Source organism: Pseudomonas sp. HMWF021, assembly GCF_003061005.1.
In the GTDB taxonomy this organism is placed as follows: domain Bacteria; phylum Pseudomonadota; class Gammaproteobacteria; order Pseudomonadales; family Pseudomonadaceae; genus Aquipseudomonas.
The window spans coordinates 1-6,436 of sequence record NZ_QAIK01000063.1; the positions used below are offsets into that span (position 1 = coordinate 1).

General features: G+C 59.2%; 6 protein-coding genes. All 6 read right to left on the bottom strand.

Features of this window, described 5'->3' with window-relative positions:
* On the bottom strand, positions 1–551 hold a 551-nt coding region (locus DBR18_RS09130; RefSeq protein WP_146188748.1), incomplete at its 3' end, for an ABC transporter permease subunit.
* Positions 548–1,429, bottom strand: coding sequence for an ABC transporter permease subunit (locus tag DBR18_RS09135; protein WP_174377002.1), 882 nt, complete (start codon positions 1,427–1,429; stop codon positions 548–550). The genes DBR18_RS09130 and DBR18_RS09135, both read right to left, overlap by 4 nt.
* A 35-nt stretch (positions 1,430–1,464) precedes the next feature.
* Positions 1,465–2,607, bottom strand: a complete 1,143-nt coding sequence (locus tag DBR18_RS09140) for an ABC transporter ATP-binding protein (protein WP_108590088.1) — start codon at positions 2,605–2,607, stop codon at positions 1,465–1,467.
* 67 nt (positions 2,608–2,674) lie between these two features.
* Entirely contained in the window at positions 2,675–3,772 is a 1,098-nt protein-coding gene (locus DBR18_RS09145) for a polyamine ABC transporter substrate-binding protein (protein ID WP_108590089.1), read from the bottom strand.
* Positions 3,773–3,960: 188 nt separating this feature from the next.
* Entirely contained in the window at positions 3,961–5,070 is a 1,110-nt protein-coding gene (locus tag DBR18_RS09150) for a polyamine ABC transporter substrate-binding protein (RefSeq protein ID WP_108590090.1), read from the bottom strand.
* A 171-nt stretch (positions 5,071–5,241) separates the two neighbouring features.
* On the bottom strand, positions 5,242–6,436 hold a 1,195-nt coding region (locus DBR18_RS09155; protein WP_256588649.1), incomplete at its 5' end, for an aspartate aminotransferase family protein.

Genomic DNA, 6,436 nt, shown 5'->3' on the forward strand with positions numbered 1-6,436 from the left:
GTGATCAGGAAGAACACCTTCCACGGCCGCGCCCCCAGATCCATGGCCGCCTCTTCGATCGACAGGTCCAGCTCACGCAGACGCGCCGACACCACCACCGCCACGTACGCCGCACAGAACGTCGTGTGGGCGATCCAGATGGTGACGATGCCGCGTTCCTGCGGCCAGCCGATCATCTGCGCCATGGCCACGAACAGCAGCAACAGCGACAGACCGGTGATCACTTCCGGCATTACCAGCGGCGCGGTGACCAGACCACCGAACAGCGTGCGGCCCTTGAAGTGGGTGATGCGGGTCAGCACGAACGCTGCCAGCGTACCCAGCGCCACCGCCGCAACCGCGGTGTAGCAGGCGATTTCCAGCGAGCGCACCACCGAGCCCATCAGTTGCGTGTTGTCGAGCAGACCGACGTACCACTTCACCGACCAGCCGCCCCACACCGTCACCAGTTTCGAGGCGTTGAACGAATAGATCACCAGGATCAGCATCGGCGCGTAGATGAACAACAGGCCCAGCACCAGCATCAGGCTGGAGAAACGGAAGTTCTTCATTCTTTGCCCTCCATTTCCTTGGCCTGACTGCGGTTGAACAGGATGATCGGCACAATCAGGATCGCCAGCATCACCACCGCCAGGGCAGATGCCACCGGCCAGTCACGGTTGTTGAAGAACTCTTGCCAGAGCACTTTACCGATCATCAGGGTTTCCGGGCCGCCGAGCAGTTCCGGGATCACGAATTCGCCCACCACCGGGATGAACACCAACATGCAGCCGGCAATGATCCCGTTCTTTGACAGCGGAATGGTGATTTTCCAGAAGCTGTTGAAGGTGCTCGAACCGAGGTCGGCAGCAGCTTCCAGCAGGCTGTGATCGTGCTTCACCAAGTTGGCGTACAGCGGCAGGATCATGAACGGCAGGTACGAGTAAACGACGCCGATGTACACCGCCAGGTTGGTGTTGAGGATCTGCAGCGGCTCGTCGATCCAGCCCATGCTCATCAGGAAACCGTTGAGCAGGCCGTTGTTGCTGAGGATGCCCATCCACGCATACACGCGGATCAGGATCGCGGTCCAGGTCGGCATCATGATCAGCAGCACCAGCACGGTCTGCAGCTCTTTGCGGGCGCTGGCGATGGCGTAGGCCATCGGGTAACCGATCAGCAGGCACAGCAGCGTGCTGAAAAATGCCATCTTCAGCGAGCCGAGGTAGGCGGCGATGTACAACTCGTCGTCGCCCAGCATCGCGTAGTTACCGAGGTTCAGCAGCAATTGCAGCTTCTGCTCGGCGAAGGTGTAGATCTCGGTGTACGGCGGGATGGCCACGTCGGCTTCGGCGAAGCTGATCTTCAAAACGATGAAGAATGGCAGCATGAAGAACAGGAACAGCCAGATGAAGGGAACCCCGATGACCAACTGGCGGCCACCGGGAATTATTCGATTGAGGCGGCGTTTGAATTTGCGCATGTTCATGAGCGAAGCACCACGCCGCTGTCGTCTTCCCACCACACGTAAACCTGATCGCCCCAGGTCGGACGCGCGCCGCGACGTTCGGCGTTGGCGACGAACGACTGCACCAGCTTGCCGCTCGGCAGTTCGACGTAGAACACCGAGTGCCCGCCCAGGTAAGCGATGTCATGCACCTTGCCGCTCGACCAGTTGTATTCGCAGGTCGGCATTTCAGCGGTGACCAGCAGCTTCTCCGGACGAATCGCGTAGGTCACCGATTTGTCCTGCACCGAGGTGCTGATGCCGTGGCCGACATAGATCTGCCGGTCGAGGTCCTTGCAGGTGATGGTCGCGTGGCCTTCGGCGTCGTCGATCACTTCGCCTTCGAAGATGTTCACGTTACCGATGAATTCGCAGACCAGGCGGCTGGTCGGGGTTTCGTAGATGTCGATCGGGCTGCCGATCTGCGCGATCCAGCCCAGGTGCATGATCGCGATGCGCTCGGCCATGGTCATGGCCTCTTCCTGGTCGTGGGTCACCATCACGCAGGTCACGCCCACGCGCTCGATGATCTCTACCAGTTCCAGCTGCATCTGCGAACGCAGTTTCTTGTCCAGTGCGCCCATCGGCTCGTCGAGCAGCAACAGCTTCGGCCGCTTGGCCAGCGAGCGCGCCAGGGCCACACGCTGACGCTGACCGCCGGACAATTGATGCGGCTTGCGCTTGGCGTACTGGCTCATCTGCACCAGTTTGAGCATCTCGGCCACGCGCGCATCGATCTCGGCGTTGGGGATCTTGTCCTGCTTGAGGCCGAAGGCGATGTTCTGCGCCACGGTCATGTGCGGGAACAAGGCGTACGACTGGAACATCATGTTGATCGGTCGCTCGTACGGCGGCATGTCGGTGATGTCAACGCCGTCGAGGAAAATGCGCCCCTCCGTGGGTCGTTCGAACCCTGCCAGCATGCGCAGCAGCGTGGATTTGCCCGATCCCGAACCGCCGAGCAGGGCGAAAATCTCGCCCTTTTTGATTTCCAGGGACACATCGTCCACGGCAATCGTCTCGTCGAACTTCTTCGTGACCCGGTCGATTTTGACCAACACCTGTTTAGGTGTCTGGTCGCCCTCGAGGGCTTTCTTATAGGCGCCGGAGGCAACTGCCATTTACGAAACTCCCAGAAAAAAACAGTGCAGTTCGCCCTACGCGGACGAACCCAGGATAGTTTGTGCCTTACTTGCCCGACTTGACCTTGGTCCAGCTGCGGGTCATCAAACGCTGAATATTGGGTGGCAACTCGGTCGACACATAGGTCTTGTCGAGAACTGCCTGCGGTGGATAAACCGCTTCATCGGTGCGGATGGACTGTTCCATCAGCTTGTCCGACCCCGGGTTGGGGTTGGCGTAACCGACGTAATCACTGACCTGGGCAATCACCTCAGGTTTCAGCAAATAGTTGATGAAGGCATGGGCTTCCTTGACGTTGGACGAGTCCTTCGGAATCGCCAGCATGTCAAACCACAGCGCGCCGCCCTCTTTCGGAATCGAGTAGGCGATGTTCACGCCCTTCTTGGCTTCTTCGGCACGGTGCTTGGCCTGGAAGATATCGCCGGAGAAGCCGATGGCCACGCAGATGTCGCCGTTGGCCAGATCACCGATGTATTTCGAGGAGTGGAAATAGGTCACGTAAGGACGCACGGCGAGCAGCTTGGCCGTAGCCTTTTCGTAATCCTTCGGATTGGTGCTGTTGGCGTTCAGGCCCATGTAATTGAGCACGGTCGGCATCATTTCATCCGCCGAGTCGAGGAACGCCACGCCGCAGCTGTGCAGTTTCTTGATGTTCTCGGGCTCGAACAGCACGCTCCACGAATCGATCTTGTCGACACCGAGCACAGCCTTGACCTTGTCGACGTTGTAGCCGATGCCGTTGGTGCCCCACAGGTACGGCACGGCGTATTGATTGCCCGGGTCGTTCTGCTCCAGGCGCTTGAGCAGCACCGGGTCGAGGTTCGAATAGTTCGGCAACTGCGCCTTGTCGAGCTTCTGGAACGCGCCCGCCTTGATCTGCTTGCCAAGGAAGTGGTTCGACGGCACGACCACGTCGTAACCGGTACGCCCGGCCAGCAGCTTGCCTTCTAGGGTTTCGTTGGAATCGAACACGTCGTACACCGGTTTGATCCCGGTGGCTTTCTCGAAGTCGGCCAGGGTGGTCTCGCCGATGTAATCCGACCAGTTATAAATATGCACCGTACCGGCGGCCTGGGCTCCGACAGCGATCGTCAGGCCGGCAGTGGCCAGCAGGGCTTTGCGCAAAGAAGAAAAAATAGACAAGTGGAGGTCCTCTAAATTGGTTGGGCCCAAGTTGCCCCGCGTTCCATCACAGCCGTGGCTGTCCGGCAACAAAACCGGCGCGCAACTTACCCTCGAAAAACCGATCCTGCAAAACTTCCTTGTCATTTAATTGCACCGCTGGCCGCCTCCTCACAGACGCCGGCCAACGGTTACTGCTTCAAACCGGCTTATTTGCCGGATTTGATCTTGGTCCAGCTGCGGGTCATTTCACGCTGGGTCGCTGCTGGCAGATCGGCGATCGCATACAGCTTGGCCTGCACGTCGGCTGGCGGGTAGATGCCTGGATCGCTGGTGATGTCTTTGTTCACCAATGCCGTTGCCGCGGCGTTACCGTTCGGGAAGCGCACGGCGTTGGTGATGCCGGCCATGACCTCAGGCTTCTGCAGGAAGGTCATGAACTTGTAGGCGCCTTCAACGTTTTCGGCATCTTTGGGGATGGCGACCATGTCGAAGAAGCTGCCAGCGCCTTCCTTCGGAATGGCGTAGCTGACTTTGACCTTGTCACCGGCCTCGGCGGCACGGGACTTGGCCTGCTGCACGTCACCCGAGTAGCCGACCGCTACGCAGATGTTGCCGTTGGCCAGGTCCGAGATGTACTTGGAGGAGTGGAAATAGGTGATCGAAGGACGAATCTTGAGGAACAGGTCCTCGGCTTTCTTGATGTCTTCTTTCTTCTGGGTGTCGGTAGGCAGGCCCAGGTAGTGCAGCGCGACCGGGAGCATTTCGGTCGGCGAATCGAGGAAGCTCACGCCGCAGCTCTTGAGCTTGGCGATGTTTTCCGGCTTGAGCAGCACGTCCCACGAGTCGATGGTGTCGACGCCCAGTGCAGCCTTGACCTTCTCCGGGTTGTAACCGATGCCGATAGAACCCCACATGTACGGGAAGGCGTGCTTGTTGCCCGGGTCGCTGACCGACACGGCCTTGAGCAGGTCCTGGTTCAGGTTCTTCCAGTTAGGCAGCTTGGACTGGTCCAGTTCCTGATAAACACCAGCCTTGATCTGCTTGGCCAGGAAGTTGTTCGACGGCACGACCACGTCATAACCGGACTTGCCCGCCAGCAGCTTGGCTTCCAGGGTTTCGTTGCTGTCGAATACGTCGTAGACGACTTTGATCCCGGATTCTTTCTCGAAGTTGGCAATGGTGTCCGGAGCGATGTAGTCGGACCAGTTGTAGACGTGCAGTACTTTGTCATCCGCGTGAACCGCACCCGCCATCATGCCCGCTACGGACAAAGCGAGAAGAGTCTTGCCAGCAAGCTTTTTACCTAATGCCTTCATGCGTCATGCTCCAAATTTTTCTTTTTTGAACCACTTTGTTCAGCGGCCGAACCCCGACAACTGGAACCGCGGCTAGTCTGGCAAGATCGGAGGCGGTCTTTCAACAAAAGGCCAACCTTTCTGACACCTTCGAGCGAGAGCGCCGCAGCTCCCCCGCTCGAAGCCTAGCACTTAGGCTTGCAATGCACTGAGGGTCAGGTCCAGACACTTGCGTGCCTTTGTAACCAGCTCATCGATCTCCGCCTTGCTGATCACCAGCGGCGGCGCAATGATCATAGTGTCGCCCACGGCGCGCATGATCAGGCCGTTATCGAAGCAGAACTGCCGGCAGATCATGCCCACGCCCTTGCCTTCGTAACGCTTGCGCGTGGCCTTGTGCTGCACCAGCTCGATCGCCCCCAGCAGACCAACGCCGCGTACTTCGCCCACCAACGGGTGGTCGTTGAGTTCGCGCAGACGTTTCTGCAAATACGGTGCCGTTTCGTTGTGCGCGTTCTCGATAATTTTCTCGTCGCGCAGGATGCGGATGTTTTCCAGACCCACCGCCGCCGCCACCGGGTGCCCGGAGTAGGTAAAGCCGTGGTTGAAATCACCGCCCTCGTTGAGCACCTTCACCACTTCATCGCGCACGATCAGGCCACCCATCGGGATGTAACCGGAGGTCAGGCCTTTGGCGATGGTCATCATGTCCGGCTTCAGGTCGTAGAAATCCGAACCGAACCACTCGCCGGTACGGCCGAAACCGCAGATCACTTCGTCAGCGACAAACAGGATGTCGTACCTGGCGAGGATTTCCTTGATGCGCGGCCAGTAGGTGTCTGGCGGAATGATCACGCCGCCGGCGCCCTGGATCGGCTCGGCAATAAAGGCACCGACGTTATCCACGCCGACTTCCAGAATCTTCTCTTCCAGCTGATTGGCCGCCCAGATGCCGAACTCTTCCGGGGACATGTCGCCGCCCTCGGCGAACCAGTACGGCTGCGCGATGTGGACGATGCCCGGAATCGGCAAGTCGCCCTGTTCGTGCATGTAAGTCATGCCGCCCAGGCTGGCGCCGGCCACGGTGGAACCGTGATAACCGTTTTTGCGGCTGATGATGACTTTCTTGTTCGGCTGGCCCTTGATCGCCCAGTAATGGCGAACCATGCGCAGCATGGTGTCGTTGCCTTCGGAGCCGGAGCCGGTGAAGAACACGTGGTTCATGCCTTCAGGCGCCACGTCGGCGATAGCCTTGGCGAGTTCCAGTGCCGGCGGGTGCGCGGTCTGGAAGAACAGGTTGTAGTAAGGCAGTTCGCGCATCTGCTTCGCGGCGGCGTCAGCCAGCTCATCGCGGCCATAACCGATCGCCACGCACCACAGACCCGCC